A 3237-nucleotide genomic window follows, 5' to 3' on the forward strand; every position below is an offset into this window, starting at 1 on the left:
GCCTCCATCTTCCAATAGGGGTCCAGTCGCTTGAGCAGGTCGGCGCGGGTCTTGGCGGCCAATGGGAACCTCACCGGATCGACTGGTCAGGACCGGAGCCTACAGCAGGTTTGGCGAAGGGTGCCAGATGAGCGTCCGCGAAAGCCAGCCGATAGGGGACTCGTGCCTGCGGTACATGTCCCCTTCGGTTCAGGCGGGCTTTGCCCGATACTTCAGCCCAAACAACGGCCTCAGAACCGCGACCCGGCGCACCACCTCATAGGTCAGCAGGCAGGCGCCGAAGGTGATCGTGATCATGATCGACGCCTCCAGCGCCTGGTTCATCCCCATCCTCGCCAGGTGGTATCCGGCCACAACGATCACCGTCTGATGGACGATGTAGAACGGGAAGACGCCCAGGGTCAGCCAGGTTAGCATTGGACCGCCGCGCGTCAGATGCTTCGCGCCGAAGCCGAGGATGGCGGAGATCGCGCACCACTGATCGATAGCGTAGACCCCTCGCATGACCTGTCGCAGCACCTCGGGCGGCTGGGAGTGATCGGCGCGGTAATGCCAGGCGTAGGTCGCGAACACTGCCCAGGCCAAAAGCGCCAGAACTAGCGCCGGCCAGCGCAGGCGGATGAATTCATCCCGCAAAGTCAGGGACTTTGCCGTCAGGAAGCCGAACAGGAAGGCCGCGAGGCTGACCGAGTGAGTGTACCAGTCATCGACTAGGGCATGCGTTACCTCGAAAAGCGGCATCAGCACGATGCGGAACGTCGTCAGCACTACGATCGGCCAGACCAGGAGGCCCCAGCCCCTGAGCCCCTCACTCAGCCGCTCGCCCAGCTTGCAGAGCCGCTCGCGGGCGACCGCCCAGACCCCCGCCAGCAGCAGGCTGTAGACCAGTAAATAGGCGACGAACCACATGTGGTTCCATGTTGGGGTGATCAGGCAGCCGTCGGCGTCGCACCAGTTCCCCGAGGCCGTGGCGTACTTGCCGTAGAAACTCCAGAACGGTTCGGCTAGCTGCGGCGACTTTTCGAGGATCTCGTAGTAGCTCTGCGGCGGTACGATCACGAACATCGCGAAGACCAGCGGCATCAGCAGCCGCAAGATGCGCGTGCGCGCCAGACCGCCGGCGCTCATCTTGTCGGCCATGAACCGCGTCGCCGCACCCGACACCAGGAACAACAAGGTCAACCGCCACGGATTGGTCAGCTGCATGACGGGCTCAAGCCAGTCGACCGGCCTAACTGTCTTCACATGAAAGTCCCAAGGCACGTAAAACATGCCGACGTGATAGAGGATCAGCAGGAAGAAGGCGCCCACGCGGATCCAGTCGAGGTCCGGGCGGCGGTCAATAGTCTGGGTCATTGAATGCGCTCGCGAATGAAGGAAGCCTCTCAATCGCCGGGATTCCGCAGGCATCACCAGAGCGCAGACATGTCCGGCATCGCGCGGGTGACGACCGGGAGACTCACGTGACAGGCGGCGCGATATCGGGGACGAACGGCTATCGCCAGAACGGCTTCCTGGCCGGCGCGAGCGCCACGGTGGCCATCATCCTGGGGGTATCGGTGGTCAATGTGCTGACGATCCAGCACGACAAGCCGGGGCTGGACTGGTGGGAGTCGTGGCTCTGGGAGGGCAGCAGCGCCGTTTCGATCATCGCTCTAATGTGGGTGCCTTTGCTTGCCCTGCGCCTAGCCCCGGCCGAGCTCTGGCGAAGCCCGCGCACCTGGGTGGTTCATGGCGCAGCCCTGCTCTTCTGGTCCGCCGCTCATGTCGGGGGCTTCCTGCTGATCCGCCACGCCGCCTATGGGCTTGTCGGCCAGACCTATGTTTACGGAGCCTTGAGCGACGAGTTCCCCTACGAGCTGCGCAAGGACCTGCTGAGCTACACCGTGAGCGCCTTCGCCTTTTGGGCTTCGCAGCGGCTGGCCCTGCAGTCCGCCGCGATCGAGCCGGACAGGCCGCCGGCAACCTTCGACATCCGCGACGGTGCGAAGATCATCCGCGTGGCCATTACCGAAATCCTTGCCGTCTCATCTACTGGCAATTACGTCGAGGTGCATCTGGTCGATGGCCACAAGCCGCTGATGCGCTCGTCCCTCGCCGCCGTCGAGGCGCAGCTGTCGCCGTTCGGATTTGTCCGCACACACCGGTCTTGGCTGATCAGCGCCGCGCGGGTGACTGCCTTATCGCCGACGGGATCGGGAGACTATGCGGTCCAGCTCGGCTCACTGGAAGCGCCGCTGTCGCGGCGGTTTCCGGCGGCGCTGATGCGGCTGCGAGGCGGGTGAGCCGGGAATTTGTGCTGCAGGTACGTGTCCCCTAGTGGGGTGGCGGGTTTAGTAGTTACGTACCCGCAGTATATGTCCCCAAAATAGCGCCGGAATGGGCAGAAGCCCTGTCCTAGGTCCAGGATTCCGGTCGGCGCGCCCGGCGCGCGGCGGCTCTCGACCATCAACTGTCGTTCGGCGAGGTCGGCCGAATGCAGCCGGTCGCGGTAGTACGCGTTGGCCACGGCGGTGAGCCGGTCGTGTAGCGTCGCGTCGAACCGCTAGGCCGGCTTCGTCGCCGCCAGGGGCACCAGGCTGATCCCGCCCACCTTCCCGCCGGCCAGCCAGATCAGGAAGACCGGCACGAAAACGACGTTCGCGGCCTCCATCTTCCAATAGGGGTCCAGTCGCTTGAGCAGGTCGGCGCGGGTCTTGGCGGCCAATGGGAACCTCACCGGATCGACTGGTCAGGACCGGAGCCTACAGCAGGTTCGGCGAAGGATGCCAGATGAGCGCCCGCAAGCGTGCGGGGGACGCTTCGGCCCGGGTGCGCGACGCCAGTTCCACCCGACACTTCCCCGGCCTGCGTGCGCCGAGAGTGCCACCGGCACTACCGGCGAAGCGGCATGCGGAGAGGCATGAGGTGCGACGATCAGGATCGACCGCAGCAGGCCACACTGGACACGGCGTGCGAGGGAAGGCGAGATGCCGACCATGTCCAGGCCGCTCTTGTTCCTTGATCCCGACAGCGATCTCAGTCTGCAGGATCAGGTGCGTCGCAAGCTGGTCGAGGCCGCCTGCGCCGGGGCGTTTCCACCGGGCAAGCGGTTGCCGTCGTCCAGGGCTCTGGCGGCCCAGCTGGGCGTGGCGCGCAATACGGTGACGCTGGCCTATCAGAAGCTGCTCGACGAGGGGCTATTCGTCAGCCGTGAGCGCAGCGGCATCTATGCCGACCACGACATGCTGCGCGGCC

The 3237-nt window shown here is 65.0% G+C and carries 4 protein-coding genes; 2 read left to right on the forward strand and 2 right to left on the reverse strand.

Annotated elements, in window-relative coordinates:
* Nucleotides 1–189: 189 nt before the first annotated feature.
* Nucleotides 190–1356 carry an acyltransferase family protein gene (locus WCJ52_RS12365; protein ID WP_336903615.1) on the reverse strand — a complete coding sequence of 389 codons (1167 nt, stop codon included), beginning with the start codon at nucleotides 1354–1356 and terminating at the stop codon, nucleotides 190–192.
* Nucleotides 1357–1463: 107 nt separating this feature from the next.
* Between WCJ52_RS12365 and WCJ52_RS12370 the strand changes: the two genes are divergently transcribed.
* Entirely contained in the window at nucleotides 1464–2285 is an 822-nt protein-coding gene (locus WCJ52_RS12370) for a LytTR family DNA-binding domain-containing protein (RefSeq protein ID WP_336903616.1), read from the forward strand.
* A gap of 260 nt (nucleotides 2286–2545) precedes the next feature.
* Here WCJ52_RS12370 and WCJ52_RS12375 read toward each other — a convergent pair whose 3' ends face one another.
* Nucleotides 2546–2707 carry a hypothetical protein gene (locus WCJ52_RS12375; RefSeq protein ID WP_336903617.1) on the reverse strand — a complete coding sequence of 54 codons (162 nt, stop codon included), beginning with the start codon at nucleotides 2705–2707 and terminating at the stop codon, nucleotides 2546–2548.
* A 262-nt stretch (nucleotides 2708–2969) separates the two neighbouring features.
* Here WCJ52_RS12375 and WCJ52_RS12380 point away from each other — a divergent pair.
* Nucleotides 2970–3237, forward strand: a 268-nt coding sequence (locus tag WCJ52_RS12380; RefSeq protein ID WP_336903618.1) for a winged helix-turn-helix domain-containing protein, incomplete at its 3' end; no start/stop codon positions are given.

Origin of the sequence: Phenylobacterium sp. (assembly GCF_037138395.1) — a bacterium.
Lineage (GTDB): Bacteria > Pseudomonadota > Alphaproteobacteria > Caulobacterales > Caulobacteraceae > Phenylobacterium.

Excerpts from the sequence above, each read along its gene's own strand:
- WCJ52_RS12365 (WP_336903615.1), bottom strand. The coding sequence starts at position 1,356 with ATGACCCAGACTATTGACCGCCGCCCGGACCTCGACTGGATCCGCGTG.